Here is a 23346-nt window from a genome sequence, read left to right on the forward strand (position 1 = left end):
GGACCGATGCGCAAGACTAACGGCTCTTGATTACTTCGTCAATTAAACCATATGCTTTCGCTTCTTCCGCAGACATGAAATTATCCCTCTCTGTATCGATCCGGATAACGTCAAGCGGCTGTCCTGTATTCTCTGCTAATATCTGATTTAATTTTTGACGGGTCTTTAATATATGTTCAGCGGCAATCTGAATCTCCGTTGCCTGTCCCTGTGCGCCGCCTGATGGCTGATGGATCATGATCTCTGCATTCGGAAGAGCCAGCCTCTTGCCTTTGGTTCCCCCTGCCAGCAGGAAAGACCCCATGCTTGCAGCCATTCCGATACAGATCGTCTCAATATCGCACTTGATATACTGCATGGTATCATAAATTGCCAGTCCGGCTGTCACAGATCCTCCCGGGCTGTTGATATACAGATGGATATCCTTTTCCGGATCCTCTGCCTCAAGAAATAGCAGCTGTGCCACAATCACGCTTGCAGACACATCCGTCACTTCCTCGCCCAGAAAAATAATTCTGTCTTTTAATAATCTTGAATAGATGTCGTAGGAGCGCTCTCCGCGGCTTGTCTGTTCAATGACATAAGGTACTAAACTCATGTGTATGCCTCCTAACTACATGTTGCTTGTATGGGCCTATTTTTCAACAGCATTCTCTACCAGGAAAGTTACGGCCTCCTGTACTGCCATATCTTCCTTCATCTGCTTCTTTTCATTCTCGCCCATGAATTCTTTCAGTTTGTCTACTTCCATTTTATAGCTTTCCGCCATCTTAGCCAGCTCTTCATCCAGTTTTTCATCGCTGATCTCGATATTCTCTGCCTTTGCGATCGCTTCCAGCACAAGGCGGGTCTCAATGCGCTTGATCGCCTGCGGGCGCAGTTCATCCATCATCTTGTCGGCAGTCATTCCCGTAAACTGGAAGTACTGCTCCAGGGAAATGCCCTGTGACTGGATTCTCTGTGCGAAATCATCGGCCATCTGCATAACCTGAGTCTCGATCATCGGCTGAGGAATCTCATACTGCGCATTCTTGACTGCAGCATCTACAGCCTGGTCTTCCTGCTTTCTCTTTCCTTCGGAAGCCTTCTGATCTTTAATCTTTGCCTTAATATCAGCCTTATATTCCTCTAATGTATCAAATTCAGAAACTTCTGCTGCGAATTCATCATCGATTTCCGGAAGTTCCTTTGCCTTAATCTCATGAACTGTGCATTTGAATACTGCTTCTTTGCCTTTCAGGTCCTCTGCATGGTAATCTTCCGGGAAAGTAACCTTGACTTCCATCTCCTTCTCGGCTTCTGCGCCTACCAGCTGTTCCTCGAATCCAGGAATGAAAGAGCCTGAGCCGATGGTCAGAGGATAGTTCTCCCCTTTTCCGCCTTCGAAGGCTACTCCGTCAACAAAGCCTTCGAAGTCCAGGATCACTTCGTCCCCATCCTGTACCGGACGGTCTGTTACGGTGATCGTTCTTGCATTCTTCTCTGCTTCTTCCTGAATCTTGGCATCCACTTCCTTCTGCGTCACGCGCGTAGATACCTTTTCTATCTCCAGTCCTTTATACTCGCCAAGCGTCACTTCCGGCTTTGTCGCAACGTCGGCCGTGAAGATGAATGGCTTTCCTTTTTCGATCTGTACCACATTGATCTCCGGTCTTGATACGATATCAAGTTCCGCTTCATCATAAGCTTCTGCATATGCCTTTGGAATCAGTTCATTTGCAGCGTCATCATAGAAGATCTCTGCGCCGTACATCTTCTCGATCATCTGGCGCGGAACCTTTCCTTTGCGGAAGCCTGGCAATGAAATCTTGTTCTTTTGCTTCATATATGCACTCTGAAGCGCTTTCTCTAAATCATCGGCAGGAACTTCGATGGTAAGTTTTGCCATGTTTTTCTCTAACTTTTCTACCTGTAAACTCATTTACTATTTCCTCCTGTTTCTATCCCGCCCTTCGGTAGTCGAAAAGATGGGCATACTACATTACATTCACCCCAGAAGTATAACACAAACATCTGTAAATATCTAGCCTTGAATTTCATCTAAGCGAAGTATTTTTAAGACCAGGCTGTTCATATCATCCTCGTCGATGGAATATTCATGATTCTTATCTGCCTGCACATGCAGGATGACCGTTTCTTCTTCTCCATATGCAGTGTCCTGGTAGGCAGCGTCCAGCAGTTCGTAAGCATGGTTGACAATATCATTCAATACCTGCTGCGTCACCTCTTCCGTGGTTCCCTCATAGCCTCCCTCTTTGATCTTCTGGGTAATCTTGATGGAATCTTGCGAAAGAGACTGCTGGAAGTTTACGAACACATCCGAAGGCTGTATGGATACCGGCACTTCGTACTCCCTTTTTCCGGTTTTTTCCGCCTTTCCTACATCATAACGCATGGTAGCGAATATCTTGGACACCAGATCTGCAAACTGTGCCGTCTTGGTCTCGTTCATCTCAATCTCACTGGTGATATTGGCTGCCACAAAGTTATCGATGGACTGCTGATACTGACGCATCAGAGAATTCTCCGTAGCATCCTCCATGTAGGTCCTGGCCCTTGATGTATCACCCTGAAAAGTCAGATCCAGCAAAGCCTGCGTATATCCGGAGGCATCAAAATCCTTGCCGCAGCCCGTGACAAAGAGCGCCAGCATAAGAACCAGCGCCATAATCCGGAATATTTTTTTATATCTTTTCATACGCAATCGTCTCGCCAATCTCTTTTGCCTTTTCGCTTCCCGCCAGTACCTCAATCAGCTTAAGGGCAAAATCGACTGCCGCGCCTGCGCCGCGTCCGGTGATAACATTGTTGTCCACCGTTACCGGAACCTTTGTGATGACCGCTCCCTGGATATCCTGCTCCACAGTAGGATGGCATGTAATACGCTTGCCCTTCAAAAGGCCAAGGTTCGCCAGCACCGTAGGGCCCGCACAGATCGCGCCGATATACTTTCCTTCTTCAAAGAAGTCTTTTACGACCCTGCGCACGCCTGAGTGGGCGTCCAGATTCAGCGTTCCCGGCATGCCGCCCGGAAGAACGATCATATCTGACTCCACAAAATTCACCTCTTCAAACAGGTCTTCTGTCTGAACATTGATCCCATGCGCCCCATGGACCGTGTATTCTTCGGTAATCGAAACAGTATCTACATAGATCTGGGCTCTTCTGAGCAGATCTACCGCTGTCAAGGCTTCAATTTCTTCAAATCCGTCTGCTAAAATCACACTTACTTTTTTCATTGAAATCATCCTCCTTAATTTTACATATTAACACCGTTTACATTTTGTGTAAACTATATTATGATTGCTTTAAACATGGTACGATCATCCAGACTGGAGGTTGGAAGCTTATGGAAATAGAACGCAAGTATCTTGTACCTATACTGCCCGATAATCTAGAGGAATACCCCTGCCGCGTCATAGAGCAGGGATATCTGAATACAGAGCCCGTCATCCGCATCCGGCGGGATAACGATAAGTATGAAATCACTTACAAATCCAAAGGCTCCATGGCAAGGCAGGAATATAATCTCCCTTTGACCCGGGAAGCCTATTATCACCTTTTGCCCAAAATAGACGGACATCTGATTCAAAAGAAGCGTTACATGATCCCTCTTTCCGGCGGATTGACCGCTGAACTGGATATATTTGAAGGCCGGCTTGCGCATCTGGTCCTTCTGGAAGTTGAATTTCCTACAGAAGAAGACGCCAATACCTTTATTCCTCCCGCCTGGTTCGGAGAAGACGTAACCTTTTCCGGAAAGTTCCACAACAGTTATCTCAGCACGCTGTGATAGCAACATTTTGTTGCTTTTTCCCAAAAAGAAACGTTTTGATGCATAGATATCTATTTATTAGGTAAATTGCTATACTAACAAGTGAAATGACTTGTGGGGGTTAACGATTATGCCTAATATACAGCTGGCCAATAACTTAAGATATCTAAGAAAACAACATAATCTGACACAGACGACCTTAAGCAATATGCTCAACATTTCCAGACAGGCTTACTCGAACTATGAGACAAGCAAGCGTACTCCAGATCTCGATTCGCTGCTTCACCTGGCCGGATTCTACCACGTCAGTCTCAACGATCTAGTCCTTGGCAGCCTGAAAGACAAGCATGTCACTACATCAGGCATATCTGAGGATACGATTCCCTATGCCCTCGCAACAGATAAAAAGACCGGCAATTCCATCTATCTCACGGATGAAGAAGTAGATATGATTCTTAATTTCCGCACCCTTTCTAATGAGAATAAACAGATTATTACCGGCTTTCTACACTCCAATTCCAAACATTCAGATTAATCAGCTAACGCAAATCCATCATGAACGGCTATCATGGCCTGCTCGATGTCATCCTCTGCAACCAGTACGGTAATCCGGATCTCGGAAGTCGAGATCATGTTGATGTTGACCCTTGAGTTGTACAGAGATTCAAACATCTTTGCCGCCACGCCAGGATTGCTCATCATTCCGGCTCCAACGATGGAAAGTTTTGCCACCTTCTCATTCCATGTGATATCCTGAATCGTCAGCCTCTTCTTATTTTCCTCCAGAATCCTGATCGCATTCTCCAGGTCATCGGATGCCACCGTAAAGGAGATGTCTTTCGTCCCTTCTCTTCCCACTGACTGAAGAATAATATCCACATTGATATTGTTGCCAGCAAGAGTGTCAAAGATGCGGAACGCGATTCCTGGCTTGTCTTCCACTCCTATGACTGAGATTCTGGCAGTATTCTTATCGGCCGCCACGCCTGTCACTAATAGTTTTTCCATTTCGCTTGCCTCCTTGACTACGGTTCCCTCTGAGCGGTTCAGGCTGGACCGTACCACTAATTCTACGTTATATTTCTTCGCCATTTCCACAGATCGGTTGTGAAGCACCTTTGCGCCAAGGCTAGCCAGTTCCAGCATCTCATCATAGGTTATCACGTCTATCTTCTTTGCATCCTTCACAATTCTTGGGTCTGCCGTATATACGCCGTCCACGTCGGTATAGATCTCGCATTTATCCGCGTGCAGCACCGCTGCCAGCGCTACTGCCGTCGTATCAGAGCCGCCCCTTCCAAGCGTCGTGATATCGTCATATTTATTGACGCCCTGGAAGCCCGTTACAATTACGATCTTCCTGGAATCCAGCTCGTGGAGGATCCTCTCCGTATCCACGCGCTTAAAACGAGCATTTCCGTAGCGGGATGTGGAATGCATCATTACCTGGAACGCATTCAGGGATACTGCCGGCACATCCAGGGCATGCATTGCCATTGCCATCAATGATACGGATACCTGCTCGCCTGTTGACAGAAGCATATCCATCTCCCTTTTTTTTGCCTTAGGATTGATGGCATTTGCCATTTCGATCAGATTGTCCGTCGTATCCCCCATGGCAGAAAGCACGACCACAATGTCATGTCCTGCTTTATAGTCCTCAATGCAGCGCTGGGCCACATTGAAGATTCTCTCCTTGTTGGCCACAGAACTGCCGCCAAATTTCTTTACTATTAACATATATCCTCCTGCAGCAAGTGCCCGATTAATTGATATCCGTCCGGCCAGTTCCTGCCGGCCGCATAAGCCGTCTTCTCATTATACGCCTCCGGGCCTGCTTCTTCTTTCGTACTGTCATACAGAAGATAGGGAACCGGCTCCCCTGTATGGGTGCGTACCTCAATGGGCGTTGGATGATCCGGCAGAAGCAGAAGCCTGAATTCTTCTCCCGCCTCTCTAAGTCCATCCACTACGATGCCCAGTACTTTTTTATCTATATTTTCTATCGCGGTAATCTTATCCTTTATATTTCCCTGATGTCCCATCTCATCGGGCGCCTCCACGTGAATATACGCGAAGTCATAGCCGTCTTTTGTAAGTGCGCCGACTGCCGCCACGGCCTTCCCCTCGTAATTGGTATGCAGGCCTCCGTTGGCGCCTTCCACGATGATGCGGTCCATGCCCGCTCCCACCGCGATTCCTTTTAACAGGTCAACCGCCGAGATCATCACGCCGCGCTTGCCGGTACGCTCCTCAAAGGAGGTCAGCGCCGGTTTCTTTCCCGCGCCCCAGAACCAGGCCGAGTTGGCCGGATGAAGGCCCTCGCTTCTACGCTTTACATTGATCGGGTGATTTTCCAGGATATCATAACTTTTCTTCATCATGTCCCTAAGCACCTCGTCTTGCGGAAGGTAATCCCCGATTCTTTTTGTGAGAATATCATGAGGAGGCGTCAGTTCCACCACGTCCCCATTCTTCCAGATCAGAAGATGACGGTAGCTGGTTCCGGCGTAAAAACGGTATCCTTCCTTCTCAAGGCCTTCTCTTAAGGCTTCCAGAAGGATCGCCGCATCCTCGGTACTAATCTCATCGGAACTGTGGTCGATGATCGTCCGGTCTTCATAGGCGCAGTCTTCCTCCGACAACGTCACGATGTTGCAGCGGAAAGACACGTCCGTCTCTTCCATATCCACGCCGATGCTTAGCGCTTCTAACGGAGAACGTCCGGTATAATATACCTTTGGGTCATAGCCCATGACTGCAAGATTGGCCGTATCGCTTCCCGGAGCCATTCCTTCCGGAACCATGGAGGCCATCCCCACTTCGGATACCTTGGAAAGACAGTCCATCACAGGCGTCGCCGCCGCTTCCAGCGTCGTCCGCCCGTTCAGTTCCAAAAGAGGCCTTCCTGCCATCCCGTCGCTAAGCAATACCACATATTTCATAATCTCTCTCCTATTCCTTCTGGTCTTCTATACGTATCATATGTAAGATCTGCTCCTTGTAGATGTTAGCGCGGGTATCATAATCGCCCTCCATCATGACGGGAGTCGTAAAGCCGAACTCGCCCTCCAGGCCGTCAGCCCTTATGATCTCGATATCCCCGAAGGAGTCCTGAAGCGACGGAAGCATCTCCTGCGCATCGCCTTTCATTCGGATAAAGAATCTGCGCTTAGAGTCCGCCTTGTCTTCCAGGTGCAGCTTCTCCTGCTTCCACATGGTCATAATATTGCGGTTGAGATGCTTTGCGGCATCTACCACGTCCGCAACGACCGCGCTGGCAGTGGGAAGTTTTCCCGCGCCGCTTCCATAGAACATGGCATCGCCTAAAACATTGCCGTGGACGAATATGGAATTGAATACGCCATTAACGTTATAAAGCGGATGCTCGGGATAGAGCATGCAAGGTGCCACGATCGCATGCAGCCGGTTGCCGGCGTATCTCTTGCTGGAAGCCAGGAGCTTGATGGTGGTACCCATAGCCTTGGCATACTTCATATCTTCCACCGTTATTTCTGTGATTCCCTCACAGTAGATATCTTCAAAGTCGACCTGCTGGCCGGATATCAGGGAGGACAGGATCGCAATCTTCCTGCAGGCATCATAGCCTTCCACATCCGCCTCCGGATTGCGCTCCGCATAGCCGTTTGCCTGCGCCTCTTTGAGCACTGTATCATAGTCAGCGCCTTCGTAGAACATCTTCGTCAGCATATAGTTGGTGGTTCCATTCAAGATGCCGGTAATCTCTTCAATCTCGTCAGCAGTGAGGGAAGAGTTCAGCGGGCGGATGATCGGGATCCCGCCTCCTACGCTTGCTTCAAACAAGAAGTTGATATTGTTCTCTTCTGCGATGGAGAGCAGTTCCGCGCCGTGTTTTGCAACCAGCGCCTTATTAGATGTGGCCACGCTTTTTCCTGCCTGAAGGCATCTTTTGACAAATGTATAGGCCGGCTCGATGCCTCCCATTACTTCCACCACGATCTTAATCTCATCGTCATTGATAATCGTCTCAAAATCATGGACAATCTTTTCCTGTACCGGATCCTCAGGAAAATCCCTCAGATCAAGCACATACTTGATATTCAGTTCATCGCCGATCCTCTGGTTGATCCGGGCGCCATTCGTGTTTACGACTTCCACTACTCCGGAACCAACCGTTCCGTATCCCATAACTGCTATATTTACCATACGTTCCTCCCTTTAACTATTCACCGTCTGTTTCAAGTATGCATTTATGAACATGTCGATGCTGCCATCCATGACAGCGCCCACATTGCTGTTCTCCACATTGGTTCTATGGTCTTTTACCATAGTATATGGCTGCATTACATAAGAGCGGATCTGGTTGCCGAATCCGATTTCCTTGACTTCGCCGCGGATATCGGATACCTTCTCTGCCTGTTCCTGCTCCTTCATCAGCTGAAGCTTTACTTTCAGCATCTGCATCGCTTTCTCTTTATTGTGATGCTGTGAGCGCTCATTCTGGCATTGTACCACGATCCCGGTGGGAAGATGGGTGATGCGGATTGCGGAGGAAGTCTTATTCACATGCTGCCCTCCTGCCCCGCTGGCCCTGTAAGTATCAATCTTCAAATCATCATCTGCAATTTCAATGTCAATCTCATCCTCTATATCCGGCACCACATCACAAGATGCAAAAGATGTCTGCCGTTTGCCCGCCGCGTTAAACGGCGAGATGCGTACCAGTCTGTGGACTCCCTTTTCCGACTTCAGATATCCATAGGCATTCTCTCCGTTTACCTCAAAGGTTACCGTCTTGATGCCCGCGATATCTCCGTCCAGATAGTCCAGTACCTGGATCGTGAATCCTTTCCGCTCTGCCCAGCGGCTGTACATCCGGTACAGCATGCTGGCCCAGTCGCAGGATTCGGTTCCTCCTGCCCCGGCGTGTATCGTAACGATGGCATTGCATGCATCGTACTCGCCGGACAGCAGCGTCTGGATCCTGAGTTCCTCGTATGAGGTCTCAAATCCCCGGATCTCTTCTTCTATCTCGCGCGCCATGGAAGGGTCTTCATCCTCATATCCCATCTCGATCAGGAGATTGATGTCATCATAGGAAGCATACAGATTCTGGATGGTCTCCACCAGTTCTTTGAGATGCTTCAGCTCCTTCATCAGTTTCTGGGATTCTTCCGGATTATCCCAGAAGCCCGGCTCTTCTACTTTGCGCTCCAATTCTTCAATCCTTCTTATCTTGCCCGATAAGTCAAAGTGAATCCCTCATTTCGGCAAGGGGTTCTTCATAAGCATTCATGATGCTCTTAAACTGATCTAATTCAACCACTCAATCACCTCTTTCATCATTCTATTTGCGCCCGCAGCACTGTTTGTATTTCTTCCCGCTGCCGCATGGGCATGGATCATTGGGATAGATTTTCTTTTCTGTACGCTTCTTCGGCGTATGGGCAGCGCTTTCATCCTTGTTGGTTCCGGTAACCTTGGCTACCTGCTCCCGTTCCACCTTCTGCTCGATCCTTACGTGGGCCAGCGTACGGATCGTATCTTCCGCAATGCTCTTGGTCATCTGATCAAACATGTCGTATCCGATCATCTTATACTCCACCTTCGGATCTCTCTGTCCATATGCCTGAAGGCCGATACCCTGGCGCAGCTGGTCCATATCATCGATATGATCCATCCATTTCGCGTCAATGACCTTTAACAGGACTACACGCTCGATCTCACGCATATGCTCCGGCTCCGGAAATTCTGATTCCTTCGCCTCATAAGCTTTCGCCGCGCGTTCTTTCAGCAGATGCTTCAATTCCTTCTGGCTGAATTCCTTGACATCCTCTTCTGTGATTGGCGCCATCGGGATCGTATTATGGATGGTCATATTCAACTCTGACAGATTCCATTCATCATAATCCTGGTCCGGGCTGGTGACCATATCCACCACGTTCTCTACATACTCGTTCAGCATATGGAAGATAGAGTCGCGCATATTCTCTCCATCCAGGACGCGGCGTCTTTCTTCATATATAATCTCTCTCTGCTCATTCATGACCTGATCATATTCCAGCAGATTCTTACGGATTCCAAAGTTGTTGCTTTCTATCTTCTGCTGCGCCTTCTCAATAGCGGTAGACAGCATCTTATGCTCGATCTGCTCGCCTTCTTCAACGCCCAGCTTCGTAAATACGTCCATCAGCCTCTCGGAGCCGAACAGGCGCATCAGATCGTCTTCCAGGGAAATATAGAATCTGGATTCTCCCGGATCTCCCTGACGTCCGGAACGTCCGCGCAGCTGGTTATCAATACGTCTGGACTCATGTCTCTCCGTACCGATGATCTTAAGCCCGCCTGCTGCCCTTGCCTCGTCATCCAGCTTGATATCCGTACCACGTCCGGCCATGTTGGTGGCAATCGTGACAGCATCATGAATACCTGCCTGTGCAACGATCTCTGCCTCCATCTCATGGAACTTGGCATTCAGAACGTTATGCTTGATTCCACGCTTTTTCAGCATGCCGCTTAAGAGTTCCGAATTCTCAATGGTAATGGTGCCCACCAGCACCGGCTGATGCCTGGCATGGGCTTCTTCAATCGCATCGCAGACTGCCCGGAACTTCTCCTTCTGTGTCTTATATACCGCATCCTCTAGGTCTTTCCTGATGACTGGCACATTGGTAGGAATCTCGATAACGTCCATTCCGTAGATCTCGCGGAACTCTTTTTCTTCGGTCAGGGCGGTACCCGTCATACCTGCCTTCTTCTCATATTTATTGAACAGATTCTGGAACGTGATCGTTGCCAGCGTCTTGCTCTCTCTTTTAACCTTCACATGCTCTTTGGCCTCTATCGCCTGATGAAGTCCGTCAGAATAGCGGCGGCCCGGCATGATACGCCCGGTAAACTCATCGACGATCAGCACTTCGTCATCCTTAACTACATAGTCCTTGTCTTTGAACATCAGATTATGGGCTCTGAGGGCAAGAATGATATTATGCTGGATCTCAAGGTTCTCCGGATCTGCCAGGTTCTCAATATGGAAGAACTTCTCAACCTTTATCACGCCGTCTTCCGTCAGGTTGATATTCTTCTCTTTCTCATTGACGATAAAGTCTCCGGTCTCCTCGATGTCTTCTCCCATGATGGCATTCATCTTGCTGAATTCCCCGCTGGCTTCGCCGCGTTCCAGCTGACGGGCCAGGATGTCGCATGCCTCGTAAAGTTTTGTGGATTTTCCGCTCTGGCCAGATATGATCAGAGGAGTTCTGGCCTCATCGATCAGTACGGAGTCGACCTCATCAATGATGGCAAATTTCAGGCCTCTTTGTACCAGCTGCTCTTTGTAGATGACCATATTGTCTCTCAGATAATCGAAGCCCAACTCATTGTTGGTGACATATGTGATGTCGCAGTTATAAGCCGCACGGCGCTCGTCGTTGTCCATGCTGTTGAGTACGACGCCAACGGTAAGGCCAAGGAACTCATGCACTTGTCCCATCCACTCGGCATCACGCTTAGCCAGATAATCATTGACTGTTACGATATGCACGCCCTCGCCTGCCAGCGCGTTCAGATAAGCCGGAAGGGTGGAAACCAAAGTCTTTCCTTCACCAGTCTTCATCTCAGCGATACGCCCCTGGTGGAGGATAATGCCGCCGATCAGCTGCACGCGGTAATGCTTCATGCCCAAGGTGCGGACCGCTGCTTCCCGAACCACCGCATATGCTTCCGGAAGAATATCATCCAGCGTCTCGCCTTCCGCCAGACGCTTCTTGAATTCCCTGGTCTTTTCCTTTAATTCGCTATCTGTAAGTTTCTGCATCACAGGCTCAAGCGCCTCGATCGCATCCGCGATAGGATAGATTCTTTTCAATTCATTTTCGCTATGTGTACCAAATATTTTTTGTATCAAACTCATATTGACGTATACTCCTTGTCGCTAAAATTAGCCAGTCTCTGACCACTCTATTCCTCATTCTAGCACTATCTATATTCCAATTCAACTAATTTATAAAGTGTTGGCTGCGTAAATTTATCTTCGGAAAAATTGGTGTAGAGTCCACCCACGATGCTCTGATAAAGTATCAGGCAATGACTTGTGGTTTAACTATACTATTTTTGCGTATCACAAGCAAGCCCGATTTTAAGCGGGCACCCTATGGCTTATTCCTCTTGGGTGTTCTTTTGACCGAAGGTTTCCAGTTGTCAATGCTGCTTCGCACCGCATTGCGGCTATGGTATTGACAACTGGAAATACTTCGGTCTATTTGTAATCAGGAGGAATAAGCCTCTTTCTCACATTTCATGTGCTTCTTATAAGCCCCAGATATGACTGTTGAAATACATTTTCTTTTTGCTTTGTAATGATATACTGTGACTAATTGTTTCCGCATATTTTCCTAGTTCGCCATGGCGGTCTCTCTCTGATGATATTATCTGGGCACTGCTTAGAAGATTATATTCTTCTGCTCCAGCAGCTTTCGGAATCTCTTTTTCCTGAAAACGTACAAGTTCCAGCATATCTCCACCATTGTAATAATAAGCCCTGAGTCTAGCCATGTTTGTTGCACCAATAACACTCCAGCCTAATGGGCGTGAACTCATTCGACTTGAAAGAACATGACTTACATGACCTTCCGTACTACTCCCTTTTACACCATCTTTATGTTTTAATCTGCGCTTTGCGGCACTCCAGTTACACAGTATATATTCTCTGGCTTTTTCCATTCGCTCTAGCCCTGCATTCGGGTATTCTTCTAACCTATCAACCAATTTTATAAAGTCTGCTTTTGTTTGACTTCGTATACAGTCTCTCAGTTCCTGTTTTGCATCATCCTTTGTATCTTTCATGTGGCTTGTGAGTTTCGTTAAATATGTTTCCAGATGAAATCCATCCAGTACGTGAATTGCTCCTTCAATTCGCTTAATACCTGCCATTATCCAAGCCCCGCCATCTGAGTTTACATATATTTTCTTTACTTTGCTTAAGTCATAATGGCTGTCTAAATATTCATACACTTCGTCCCAGAATCTGTGATTTTCCTCGCCAGTGTTTACACCACAGAAATAGTAAGGATTTACCAACCGGTACCTGTGACTCTTAGGAGCTTCTCTTTCAGTTCCTTCATACACGTAGATTAACTTTGTAATTAAGCAGTTGTTTTTCTGATTATTATCGTTCCTTATCAAATCGCCCTTATGTTCGCGAAATTGCAGGGATACATGGTCTTCATCAGCATCAATATATAGATAATCGACCACCTTCTTTATTTTTGGTTTCTCTGCATTTTTAGGAAATTTCAATTCATGGATTTTGTTTTTCACAGTCTGTTTTGTTACATCAGTAGTTAAACTGGCAGCTTCCCCTCCACGACGATATGAGGTTTGCACAGCCTCCTCTAGCAGTTTTGCCTCTGCATCTTCAGTCATTCTTTCCTTTGGTTCGAGTCCGATTATCTTATCTAGCAGATATTCACTTTTTCCTGTCTCCCGATTTTTAAATAATGTTTTAGCAAACTGCACATCTCCGAGAGACGTTGTGAGTTGCTTTGTATCATGAGCTTCTACAACCCAGTTTTTCTTACGAATGGGACTTTCCTGAAGCATTTGATCCATAGACTCCAGCGATTCTTTAATCATTTCCAGACCAAGCTTGTGTAATTCATCTGTTACGCCAAGAACATACTCTGCTATCTTTGTTGGCTCTTTCATAAAATCATCTACAAGTTTTTCAAATTTTTTAATGCATTCTTCCTCAAAATATTTTATACTTTTAATCATAGAGGACACCTCCCTTTGTGTGTATTTTTGCTTGTCGGCCTAAATACTTTATCACAAAGTGGTGTCCTCTTTTAATTTCTATTTCATTTTTCCGAGTAAAATTTTACGCTAGCATAAAGTGTTCACAAACTGTTAATCTCACTGTCATCAATACTTTGCCACGATTTCATAGGGAATATCCCCCCCAAACAGATCCAGCGCGCTGCCGATCGTAAAGTCCAGGCTTCCTCCCGAAATATCCCGGAAATGGTTCAGGTCTTCCAGGCTTCCGATGCCGCCGGCATAGGTGATAGGGATGCGTCCCTGCCTTCCAAGCAAGGAGACCAGATCCTCCTCGATGCCGGAAGCCTTCCCTTCTACATCCACCCCATGCACCAGGAATTCATCACAGTATCCGGCAATGTCATCCAGCACCCCTTTTGTCAGTTTCACCCGGGTAAACGTCTGCCAGCGGTTGGTGACGATATAGTAATCCCCGCCCTTCTTCCTGCAGCTTAAGTCGATCACCACATGCTCTCTTCCCACCGCGCGGCAAAGTTCCTCCATGCAATCCCAACGGATCTGCCCGTCCCTGAACACATAGGAGGTTACGATCACATGGCTTGCTCCCGCGTCTATATATTCCCCGGCGTTATCCGCGGTGATCCCGCCGCCAATCTGCAGTCCACCCGGATAAGCCGACAGCGCCTTTAGCGCCTGGCTCCTGGTCCGTTCATAATAATCAGAAGAAGGCGGATTCAAAAGAATCACGTGTCCTCCTTTCAATCCGTCTTCCTTATATAAACGCGCATAATAGTCGGCATCCCTGGCGGAAGAGAAGTTCTCCACCGCCCTGTCTCCATTGTCCGCGAGGCTTCCTCCTACAATCTGCTTTACCTTTCCATTATGTATATCAATACACGGTCTGAATCTCATATTGCCTCCTAGTATCGGTTGTCAAAAATACGGGTGGATTTCTTCTCGCTTCTTGGAAGGTCTCCGATTGCAACCGGCTTTACATTGGTCATAATTCCAATCTTTGCTTTAAACTCCTGCTGGATCACCTTTGCCGCCGTTTTTGGCTCCACATCCTTGTTGATCTCCACGAATAAGGTGCATACGTCCTTTCCATTCATATGGTCCAGCATGAACTGATACTCGCTGGACGCCTCTTCCACGCCCTTTAGCATCTCTTCAATCTGGCTTGGAAAGATGTTCACGCCTTTTACTTTTACCATATCATCGGTACGTCCGATCAAAGTATCAATTCTTGGGAACCGTGAGCCGCAAGGGCAGTCGCCCGGAATAAATCTGGTCAAGTCATGGGTCCTGTAACGGATCAGCGGCGCTCCCTGCTTGCGAAGCGTCGTGATGACTAGTTCCCCGATCTCCCCGTCCGGAAGCACTTCTCCGCTCTTGGGGTCAACAATTTCAAAGTATACATAATCATCCCAGTAATGCATGCCGCACTCATAGTCGCAGCTCATGGCGATTCCCGGGCCATACACCTCAGTCAGCCCATAGATATCATAGAGCTGGACGCCCAGTTCCGCGGCGATCCTTTTGCGCATCTTCTCGCCCCAGCGTTCGGAGCCGATCACGCCTTTTTTCAGGCAGACCTTATCCGTCATGTCTCTCTTGGCAATCTCCTCCGCCAGAAGCAGCGCATAAGACGAGGTGGCACAGAGGACCGTGGCCTTCATATCCTGCATCATGCGCAGCTGCTTATCCGTATTCCCCGGTCCCATAGGGATTGTCATGGCCCCCAGGTGCTCGGCTCCCAGCTGGAATCCGATGCCTGCCGTCCACAATCCATAGCCAGGCGTGATCTGGATACGGTCAAGCGCCGTAATCCCCGCCATCTCATAGCATCTTGCGAACATCTTTGCCCAATCGTCCACGTCTTTCTGGGTATAAGGGATGATGATCGGCGTCCCTGTGGTCCCGGAAGAAGAATGGATCCTTACAATCTCTTCGTCAGGCACTGCCTGCAGCCCCAGCGGATAGGCCTCCCTTAAGTCTCCTTTCCAGGTAAACGGCAGTTTTTCAAAATCTTCCTGGGTCTTAATAGATTCAATATCAATATCCTGCAGCTTCTCTTTATAAAAGCAGGGCTTTGATGTCAATAATCTCAAATTTTCCTTGATCAGTCTGAATTGTAACTCTGTCATCCGCATAAGTTGCTCCTCTTATCTTTCATTATAATCTCTTGACTGTGCGGCAGCAGCCCCCAGTTCCAGCGCCAGCACATTCATCTTGGCATACTGGGGCTTCACTCTCCTGGCAAGTTCCGCCTTCATATCCTCCATCTGGATATCCAGCACCTTGCTCCCCAGCGCGACTCCCAGAAGCGCCACATTAAGCACCTTGGGGGATCCCGCCTTCTGGCAGATGGCTTCCCCGTCAATGACATACAGCTGATGGACATGCTTCTTCAGATATGCGATCATTGCCTCGCCATCGTAGCCGCCTCCGCCAAGCGTGGCTGTCACAGGCTGCATGGCCTTCCTGTTTACTACCGCTACGCCGCCTTCCTTCAGATAAGGAAGGCATCTTACTGCCTCAGCGGGCTCAAAAGCCATGATGACATCCGCGCTTCCTTTTGGAATCATGGGAGAATGGATATCCTCTCCCATCCTTACATGGCTGACTACTGATCCGCCTCTTTGGGCCATCCCGATGGTCTCTGACGTACGTACATCCATCCCCTTATCCATCGCCGCATAGGCGATCAGCTTGGAGGCAAGCACTACGCCTTGCCCTCCGACTCCGCATAACAGACAATTTTTATTCATCATGAGCCACCTCCTGTATCGCGTCAAACTTGCAGACCTGCGCGCAGATGCCGCATCCGGAGCACAAAGACGGCTCGATTGCGGCCTTGCCTTCCTCGATCACGATCGCCGGGCATCCCAGTTCCCGGATGCACTGCCTGCAGAACGTGCAGGAATCCGCCGCCACATGATATCTGGCGGTCGGTCTGGTGACGGCAATACATGGGGACTTGAATATTACGACCCTTACCCCGGCCTCATCCATGACTTCCTTCACTGCCTCCACCGCTTCGTTCAGGTTCAGAGGATCTGCCTTAACGATCCGGCTTACGCCGATCCCTTCCAGAATCTTCTCGATACTCACCTTGGCCACCACTTCTCCCATCATCGTCTTGCCGGTTCCCGGATGCGGCTGGTGCCCGGTCATCGCTGTTGTAGAATTATCCAGCACGACCAGCACGATATCCGTCTGATTATAGACCGCATTGACCACGCCCGTAAGCCCAGAGGCAAAAAACGTAGAATCGCCGATAAATGCAAAGTTCACCGTATCCGGCTCTATGATATGAAGTCCCTGGGCGATGGTCACGTCCGCGCCCATGCACAGACAGGTGTCTACCATATCTAGGGGCTTTGAATTGCCGAGGGTATAGCATCCGATGTCGCCGCTAAACACGGCCTTCCTGCCTTTTGCGGCCTGCTTTACCGCATAGAAGGAAGCCCGGTGCGGGCATCCGGCGCACAGCACCGGAGGACGGATAGGAAGCGGGGGCATCTCTTCTGCGGCTGCTCCCTCTGCCTGATTCCCTGCCATAAATTCAGGAACAAAGCGCCCCAGGTCTTCCCTGACGCTTTCTGTACTATTTTCCCCTGCATTCCTGGTATCTCCGGTCAGCTTGCCCTTGATGTTCACGGGAAGATGGTATTTGCCCGCTATCTTCAAAAGTTCCGTCTCAATAACCGGGTCCAGTTCTTCTATCACCAGCACTTCATCCAGCCCTTCCAGGAACGAGACTGCCAGATCCTCGGGAAACGGATGTGGGGTCCCCACGCGCAGAAGCCTTATCTCTTCCGGGACAGTTTCCTTGGCATATGCATAACTGATGCCGCCCGTGGCTATGCCTTTCCTGGAATCTGCCTTCCCTTCCACCGTATTATACCTGTAAGAAGAAAATACATGGGACAGTTCCACATTTCTCTTCTCGATCTTCCTATGGTTCTGATAGGAAAGCTTTGGAAATATCACCCAGCGGCTGGTATCTTTTAGGAAGCCTTCCGGCTCTTTTATCTTTGCCTCTCCTTTTAATTCCACCGTCGCACAGCCGTGGCATACGCGGGTCGTAGGCCTTAGCAGGACCGGTGTTCCGTATCTTTCCGAATATTCAAATGCATCCTTTACCATTTCGTAAGCTTCCTCCGGAGAGGAGGGATCAAACACCGGAAGTTTGGAAAATGCCCCAAAATGCCGGGTGTCCTGCTCCGTCTGGGAGGATATGGGACCCGGATCATCCGCCGCCACGATGACCATCCCGCCTTTTACACCCACGTAGGCCAGGCTCATCAGCGGATCAGAAGCCACATTCAGTCCCACCTGCTTCATGGTCACTAAGGTTCTCGCTCCCGCATAAGCTCCGCCTGCCGCCACTTCCAGGGCTGCCTTCTCATTGACGGACCATTCTACATGTATCCTTCCATCATCGTTATACCTGGCAACCGTCTCCAGTATCTCCGTAGACGGCGTCCCGGGATAGCCGGACACAAGGCCGACTCCCGCATGGATGGCGCCAAGCCCGATCGCTTCATTTCCCATCAGTAGTTCTTTCGCCATATGTATTCTCCTCACATTAAAATATATTCCTATCGGGATATTTTATCATAGTAAAGTAAGAAAGTCCAGAGTTTCGTATATCTGCCGCACGACGAAAAGAAAGCAGCCGGCAGAAATACCTGTCAGCTGCTTTCAGCTTGCATAAATAAACGTTTTAAATGCTATCGGTTCGTATTGTTTGTAGCATCATCCGCATTGTTTCTTGCATTGTCATCTGCGTTATTGCGGTCATTGTCCCCGTCAAGGCTGTCCTTTACATCATCAGCGCCATCACGGATGTCATCTCCGATCTCATCGGTAACGCTATTCGTGTCGCCTGTGCCGTCGGTAGCATCATTGGTGTTGGTATCATTGGCTTCACCGGTATTGTCTGTTGTCGTAGTGTTATTCGTTGCGCCATTGTCCTCGGCATTCTTGTCCGTGCCACAGGCTGTAAGGCCCATGATTACTCCGGTGCACATCAGGATAAGCATTAATTTCTTGAACTGTTTCATGTTAAATCTCCCTTTCATGTATAATTATCTTAATCAAGTATCACTTGTTGCTAGTAATATCTGCAAATTACGATAATTTATACCTTTCCCCCAATGGAAGTTTTTAACACAGTCTCCTGTATGCGCGTTCTTACATGCGCTCCGCGATCCGTCCGCTTCTATAAGCCATAAGCAGTGCTTCCAGATCTTCAATCTGCTCTTTTAAGTCCTTTCCAATGTCCGTATCTCCTACCAGCTTGCGGATGGCCACCCGTTTTACAATGGTACTGTCCGAATGGATATCGCTTTCCTTTTCTATGGCGGCCTCCGTAGATTCAAAAGGCTCATGGGCTGCAAGGATCAGTCCGTAGGAATTGTAGATCAGCGTATACCCCGCAATTCCAGTCTCCTTCTGGTATGCTCTGGAAAATCCTCCATCAATGACCAGGACTTTTCCGTTACATTTGATCGGGTTCTCCCCATTCTTGCTTTTTACCGGCACATGCCCATTGATGATGTGGGTTCCCTCTTCCGGCAGTCCGAATTCTTTTAAAATTCCATTGATTACTTTTTCATTTTCCAGGAGACAATAATAAGGATTCTTTTTCTCCTTGTGGGTTTCCTTGTCAGCCAGAAAATAACGCTCGAATGTGGCCATCTTGTCTTTGCCGAACAGAGGGGAATTCTCGCTGAGCCAGATATACCACATCATATCCTTGCCACGCTCCTTTTCCTTTGGATCCACGGCATAGAAGCCCTTCCTCACATAGCTTTCCAGGACCTCGTACAGGCTCTTTCCTTTATAAGAGCGTCCATAGATGCGGACCGTCTTCAGGCTTCCGTCATCTTTGAGCGGCACGCAGCCATGATAGAGAAGATTATTATTGTAGACTTTGTAAAGTCCTCCCTTGCTCAAAAGGAAGCGCATATGACGCTGCAGCTTTTCGCAGTTTAAGAAGGCCCGCTCCAGCCGGTCCATTACATCTTCCTCTTCCTTGGTAAGGGCATAAGGCTTCTTAGGATCGATGGTAGGGAAGTTCTTATCCAGCAGTTCATAAGTCTGCCCGTCTATCTCTATTGTTCCCTTTTCATAGTCGATATGATGCAGCAGATTTCTGCTTTCCATCTTGAATCCTGGATTCTTTTTGATGATCTGGCCTTCCACCTTAAACTGTATGATGGACATCGCCTTGTGCATCTTGATATCCAGGAGCATCTCCGTCTGACTGTAATTCGGCTCTCCCTTTAACTGGAAGCATTCGCAGGGATCGTCCCCATATGTAGCCATGGCAAATGTGGCCAGTGGCAGCAGATTGATTCCGTAGCCTTCTTCCAGGATATCCAGGTTCCCATACCGCGCGCAGATGCGGATCACATTGGCGATGCATCCCCTCTGGCCTGCGGCAGCACCCATCCACAGCACGTCATGATTGCCCCACTGGATATCCACAGAATGGTGCTCCATCAGTTTTTCCATGATGATATGCGGTCCAGGCCCTCTGTCATAGATATCTCCCACGATATGCAGATGATCTACGGTAAGCCGCTGGATCAGCTCGCTTAGGGCCACGATAAACTCTTCCGCCCGGCCGATCCGGATAATCGTGCTTACAATAGCATTGTAGTAAGACTCCTTATCCGTCATCTCCGCCTTTTCCGTAATCAGTTCTTCAATCACGTAGGCAAAATCCGGAGGCAGGGCTTTTCTTACTTTGGACCGGGTATATTTGCTTGCAGCGCACTTGCACACTTCAATCAGGCGGTACAGCGTAATCTTATACCAGTCCTCAATGTTCTTCTCTTCCTTCTTGATCCTGTCCATCTTCTCCCTCGGGTAATAAATAAGAGTAGCAAGGCCCTGCTTATCCCTGCTACTCATAGTATTCCCGAATACATCATCGACTTTACGGCGCACTGAACCAGAGCCATTCTTAAGGACATGGGAAAAAGCCTCATATTCTCCATGAATATCCGTAAGAAAATGCTCTGTGCCTTTCGGCAGATTCAGAATCGCCTGCAAGTTAATAATCTCTGTCGATGCCTTCGCGATGGTCGGATACAGTTGAGAAAGCCTTTCCAGGTAACGTACGTCTAACTCTTTCATAACATCCTCCCACTAAATGTTTTATATAATACAGTTCCTCCCTTAGAACTGGATTACATCGGACATATCGTATCTTCCGGCCGGTTTCCCTGCCAGGAACTTGGCGGCCTCCACGGCTCCTTTGCCAAATACGGTCTTAGAATATGCCGTATGCTTGAACTCAATCACCTCATCCGCTCCCGCATAAATGACTTCGTGATCCCCCACAATGGTGCCGCCGCGTACCGCAGAGATTCCGATCTCCTTGCTGTCACGCTTCTTGCGCACCTGGCTTCTGTCATATACATAGGAATACGCGTTGTCCATGGACTCATTGATAGAGTCCGCCAATGCCAGAGCTGTCCCGCTGGGTGCATCTACCTTCTGGTTATGATGCCTTTCCACCAGTTCGATATCGAATCCGGCAGGTGCCAGCACCTTGGTGGCGTCCTGAAGAAGCTTCAGGAGCAGATTGATCCCCAGGGACATATTGGCAGACTTCAGTACCGCTACCTTCTTTGCCGCTTCTTCTACCTTCGAAAGCTGTTCCTCTGATAACCCGGTGGTGCAAAGAACAACCGGAATCTGCCTGTCTACGCAAAAGTCCAGAAGCCGGTCCGCTGCCGCTGAGTTGGAGAAATCAATGATCACATCTGCCTTTACATCACATTTTTCTATACTCTCAAACACCGGGTAGTCATTGGCGATTCCCGTATATGTATCAATGCCCGCTACGATCTCTATCGCTTCGTCCGCTTTTATAAGGCCGGTGATTACCTGTCCCATCTTGCCATTGCAGCCATGCATAATTGCCTTTACCATATCTTGAGTCCTCCTTTATCCTGTTTATAAAAATGTACAAGAAAAGGATATCATATCCGCCGCTTGGACTCAACCTATGATATCCTTTTCACATATTTTCCTACCTATATCTATACCAGCTGAATGCCAAAATCCTTCATAGCCTGTGCCAGTGATTGCTCATGTTCCGCAGTCAGTTCTGTCAAAGGCATGCGAAGCGGTCCGCAGTCCATTCCCATGAGCTTCATAGCTCTCTTTACCGGAATAGGATTCACCTCGCAGAAAAGACGGTCAATCAGAGGAATTGCCTTCAGCTGCAGTTTTGCGCTTCCTTCAATATCGCCTTCAAAGAACTTTGCGCAGATATCGTGAGTTTCTTTTGGGGCAACATTGGCCAGTACGGAGATCACTCCGATTCCGCCAAGTGACAGTAACGGCACGATCTGGTCGTCATTTCCTGAATACAGGTCGATATTGCCGTCCGTCATGGACATGATCTTTGCAATCTGAGAAATATTTCCCGAAGCCTCCTTGACACCCACAATATTATCCACATTCTTCACCAGCGCAGCCACAGTAGCCGGCTCAATATTACATCCCGTACGGCTTGCAACGCTGTACATGATGATCGGTGCCTTTGCCTCCTTTGCCACTGCGGTATAGTGGGCGATCAGGCCTGCCTGCGTCGCTTTATTGTAATAAGGCGTTACCACCAGCAGCCCATCTGCACCGCTCTCTGCCGCTTCTTTGGACATGTCGATCGCCGTTCTCGTACAGTTCGAACCGGTTCCCGCAACCACAGGAATTCTTTTCTTTGTACGCTCAATGGCGAACTTCACGCAGTCCATGTGCTCCTCTTCTGTCATTGTGGCTGACTCCCCGGTAGTACCACATATAATAATACTATCTGTTCCATTCTCACAGTGATAGTCAATCAGTTCATCCAGTTTATCGTAATCAATACTTCCATCTTCCTTAAACGGCGTGACGATAGCCACCCCAGATCCCTTGAATATAGCCATAATTTTCCTCCTGACTTTCATAGACATACTTACTTTATCACACTACTCATATATTGAAATATTATCACCAATTAAATATGATGTCAATGAAAGTCTCAGGCAGAATTTCCGCCGCAGAGATTCTATTCTTCCAGGCATTCCAGTTTGCTGACAGACACCTCATAGGCGATTCTCTTCTCCGTCTCTGTCTCTGTCAGTTTCTTGATGTATTCCCTGCTCTGGATCCTTCCCATAATCTGGACATGCTCGCCCACTTCGAATGTCGACGCGAATCTTGCGTTTCTGCCCCAGCAGATGCATGGTATGTAGTCTGATTTGCCATACGGCCTGTTAACAGCCAGCAAAAGGTCCGCGATCTCTCTCCCAAGCGGCGTCTTGCGGTATACCGGCAATTTGCAGATATAGCCGTCCAGGAATATGTTGTTAGTCTTCGCCCCGTCCAGCTCCTCTTCTATAAAAGACACTTCTCTTACGAATACGGATAATACAAGTCTGTTCTTTTGTTCATCGTGTCTGTTATAAGAGCGGAACTGCCCGCTTACCATAATAAACTCTCCGGTGTAGTCCTGAGACACATCGATGAGCCGTTCCGATATCATAAGCGGAATCCTGTCTTCGGAATTGCTGAGGCGCTTTACGTTAACGTCCACCATATAAAAGCCTTCTCCAAACACTTCGTGGCTGAACGTAAACGGCGATGCGACTTCCCCCATAATGGTTACCTGGTTGTTTTCAATGATCTTATCTGACATAATTTTACAATCTCCCTTCCTCTGAATCGTATTTTGAGTCATTACATAGTCTATGAGTCAAGATTCCATTTTAGAACTAAATACTTGTAAATTTTGAAAAATG

The 23346-nt window shown here is 48.2% G+C and carries 21 protein-coding genes; 2 read left to right on the forward strand and 19 right to left on the reverse strand.

What is annotated here, in order from left to right:
* Positions 1 to 16: 16 nt before the first annotated feature.
* The 4 genes from clpP to K0036_RS13040 form a co-directional block, all read right to left on the reverse strand.
* Entirely contained in the window at positions 17 to 598 is a 582-nt protein-coding gene (clpP, locus tag K0036_RS13025; protein WP_009249200.1) for an ATP-dependent Clp endopeptidase proteolytic subunit ClpP, read from the reverse strand.
* 36 nt (positions 599 to 634) lie between these two features.
* Entirely contained in the window at positions 635 to 1921 is a 1287-nt protein-coding gene (tig, locus tag K0036_RS13030) for a trigger factor (protein WP_025642926.1), read from the reverse strand.
* Between the two features lie 102 nt (positions 1922 to 2023).
* Positions 2024 to 2698, reverse strand: a complete 675-nt coding sequence (locus tag K0036_RS13035) for a hypothetical protein (RefSeq protein WP_025642925.1) — start codon at positions 2696 to 2698, stop codon at positions 2024 to 2026.
* Complete coding sequence (locus K0036_RS13040) at positions 2685 to 3239, reverse strand: DJ-1 family glyoxalase III (protein WP_025642924.1); 555 nt, start codon at positions 3237 to 3239, stop codon at positions 2685 to 2687. The genes K0036_RS13035 and K0036_RS13040 overlap by 14 nt, the downstream gene beginning before the upstream one ends.
* Positions 3240 to 3349: 110 nt before the next feature.
* On the opposite strand from K0036_RS13040, the gene K0036_RS13045 reads away from it, so the two are divergent.
* Together K0036_RS13045 and K0036_RS13050 are read left to right on the forward strand one after the other, a co-directional pair.
* Positions 3350 to 3793: a CYTH domain-containing protein gene (locus K0036_RS13045; RefSeq protein WP_173693846.1), complete on the forward strand. Its 444-nt coding sequence runs from the start codon at positions 3350 to 3352 to the stop codon at positions 3791 to 3793.
* Positions 3794 to 3905: 112 nt separating this feature from the next.
* On the forward strand, positions 3906 to 4310 hold the full coding sequence (locus K0036_RS13050; protein WP_025642922.1) for a helix-turn-helix domain-containing protein: 405 nt from the start codon (positions 3906 to 3908) through the stop codon (positions 4308 to 4310).
* Here K0036_RS13050 and K0036_RS13055 read toward each other — a convergent pair.
* The 15 genes from K0036_RS13055 to K0036_RS13125 form a co-directional block, all read right to left on the reverse strand.
* Positions 4307 to 5515: an aspartate kinase gene (locus tag K0036_RS13055; protein ID WP_004608348.1), complete on the reverse strand. Its 1209-nt coding sequence runs from the start codon at positions 5513 to 5515 to the stop codon at positions 4307 to 4309. The genes K0036_RS13050 and K0036_RS13055 overlap by 4 nt on opposite strands.
* Complete coding sequence (locus K0036_RS13060; protein ID WP_220429926.1) at positions 5509 to 6720, reverse strand: cofactor-independent phosphoglycerate mutase; 1212 nt, start codon at positions 6718 to 6720, stop codon at positions 5509 to 5511. Before K0036_RS13060 ends, K0036_RS13055 begins: the two co-directional genes overlap by 7 nt.
* 10 nt (positions 6721 to 6730) lie before the next feature.
* Positions 6731 to 7963: a homoserine dehydrogenase gene (locus K0036_RS13065; RefSeq protein ID WP_025642920.1), complete on the reverse strand. Its 1233-nt coding sequence runs from the start codon at positions 7961 to 7963 to the stop codon at positions 6731 to 6733.
* Positions 7964 to 7975: 12 nt separating this feature from the next.
* Positions 7976 to 9083, reverse strand: a protein-coding gene (prfB, locus tag K0036_RS13070) for a peptide chain release factor 2 (RefSeq protein ID WP_196813519.1) whose coding sequence is annotated in 2 segments (ribosomal slippage) — positions 7976 to 9019 and positions 9021 to 9083 — 1107 coding nt in all. Because the reading frame shifts where the segments join, the coding sequence is not laid out codon by codon here.
* Positions 9084 to 9104: 21 nt separating this feature from the next.
* The gene (gene secA / locus K0036_RS13075) at positions 9105 to 11669 is read right to left on the reverse strand and encodes a preprotein translocase subunit SecA (RefSeq protein ID WP_029466912.1); all 2565 of its coding nucleotides are present in this window, start codon (positions 11667 to 11669) and stop codon (positions 9105 to 9107) included.
* A gap of 395 nt (positions 11670 to 12064) precedes the next feature.
* Entirely contained in the window at positions 12065 to 13531 is a 1467-nt protein-coding gene (locus K0036_RS13080; protein ID WP_220429927.1) for an ISLre2 family transposase, read from the reverse strand.
* 147 nt (positions 13532 to 13678) lie between these two features.
* The gene (hisA, locus tag K0036_RS13085; RefSeq protein ID WP_220429928.1) at positions 13679 to 14446 is read right to left on the reverse strand and encodes a phosphoribosylformimino-5-aminoimidazole carboxamide ribotide isomerase; all 768 of its coding nucleotides are present in this window, start codon (positions 14444 to 14446) and stop codon (positions 13679 to 13681) included.
* Between the two features lie 8 nt (positions 14447 to 14454).
* Positions 14455 to 15687 (reverse strand): phenylacetate--CoA ligase family protein, encoded by a 1233-nt coding sequence (locus K0036_RS13090; protein ID WP_173693849.1) that lies wholly within the window; start codon positions 15685 to 15687, stop codon positions 14455 to 14457.
* Between the two features lie 12 nt (positions 15688 to 15699).
* The gene (locus K0036_RS13095; protein WP_173694083.1) at positions 15700 to 16305 is read right to left on the reverse strand and encodes an indolepyruvate oxidoreductase subunit beta; all 606 of its coding nucleotides are present in this window, start codon (positions 16303 to 16305) and stop codon (positions 15700 to 15702) included.
* Positions 16298 to 18112: an indolepyruvate ferredoxin oxidoreductase subunit alpha gene (gene iorA / locus K0036_RS13100; protein WP_220429929.1), complete on the reverse strand. Its 1815-nt coding sequence runs from the start codon at positions 18110 to 18112 to the stop codon at positions 16298 to 16300. Before iorA ends, K0036_RS13095 begins: the two co-directional genes overlap by 8 nt.
* Before the next feature lie 161 nt (positions 18113 to 18273).
* Positions 18274 to 18606, reverse strand: a complete 333-nt coding sequence (locus K0036_RS13105; protein ID WP_025642916.1) for a hypothetical protein — start codon at positions 18604 to 18606, stop codon at positions 18274 to 18276.
* A 130-nt stretch (positions 18607 to 18736) separates the two neighbouring features.
* Positions 18737 to 20689: a fructose-1,6-bisphosphatase gene (locus K0036_RS13110; RefSeq protein ID WP_173693851.1), complete on the reverse strand. Its 1953-nt coding sequence runs from the start codon at positions 20687 to 20689 to the stop codon at positions 18737 to 18739.
* A 42-nt stretch (positions 20690 to 20731) separates the two neighbouring features.
* Complete coding sequence (gene dapB, locus K0036_RS13115) at positions 20732 to 21490, reverse strand: 4-hydroxy-tetrahydrodipicolinate reductase (protein ID WP_173693852.1); 759 nt, start codon at positions 21488 to 21490, stop codon at positions 20732 to 20734.
* 110 nt (positions 21491 to 21600) lie between these two features.
* Positions 21601 to 22491, reverse strand: a complete 891-nt coding sequence (gene dapA / locus K0036_RS13120) for a 4-hydroxy-tetrahydrodipicolinate synthase (protein WP_220429930.1) — start codon at positions 22489 to 22491, stop codon at positions 21601 to 21603.
* A gap of 122 nt (positions 22492 to 22613) precedes the next feature.
* Entirely contained in the window at positions 22614 to 23243 is a 630-nt protein-coding gene (locus K0036_RS13125; RefSeq protein WP_025642912.1) for a single-stranded DNA-binding protein, read from the reverse strand.
* Between the last annotated feature and the right edge of the window lie 103 nt (positions 23244 to 23346).

The organism is [Clostridium] scindens (genome assembly GCF_019597925.1).
Lineage (GTDB): Bacteria > Bacillota > Clostridia > Lachnospirales > Lachnospiraceae > Clostridium_AP.